This window comes from Desulfovibrio sp. OH1186_COT-070 (assembly GCF_003860215.1).
Taxonomy (GTDB): Bacteria; Desulfobacterota; Desulfovibrionia; order Desulfovibrionales; family Desulfovibrionaceae; genus Desulfovibrio.
In genome coordinates this window covers 1-354 of the sequence record NZ_RQYH01000220.1, presented here as the reverse complement: position 1 = coordinate 354, position 354 = coordinate 1, and the positions used below count along the sequence as shown (strand labels likewise).

Annotated in this window: 1 protein-coding gene; it reads right to left on the bottom strand. The window is 59.6% G+C overall.

Annotated features, from left to right (window positions below; all coding sequences use genetic code 11):
- Nucleotides 1–354 (bottom strand): AAA family ATPase (locus EII23_RS12585; RefSeq protein WP_148091302.1); only part of this gene is annotated, 354 nt, incomplete at both ends.

Sequence of the window (354 nt, the reverse complement as noted above, 5' to 3'; positions counted from 1 at the left end):
CCTTGCCGCGCTGTATCATGGCTGCCCGCGCCTGAATATCGTCGAGGGGCATTTCACCGTCAACGTACAGTACTTTCCACGCCTCACCCTCTCCCGGCCCTTCCCATTCATTGAGGAAGCGACCGCCTCCTGCCACGGTCAGGGCCAAGTCAAGCGCGAACAGGCTTTTCCCCACACCGGGCGCGGCATACACCATTGCGCTTTCTCCCTGCCGCAGCCACGGGAGTATCAAGTGCTTGCGTTTGGGGAACTCCTTGTCCAGCAGTTCGCCCAACGAAATGACTTTCATGCCCGCCAGGCTGTGGGCATCAGCGGCGGGGTTTTTTGTTTCTTCCGGCTCTTTCATGGGCCAAA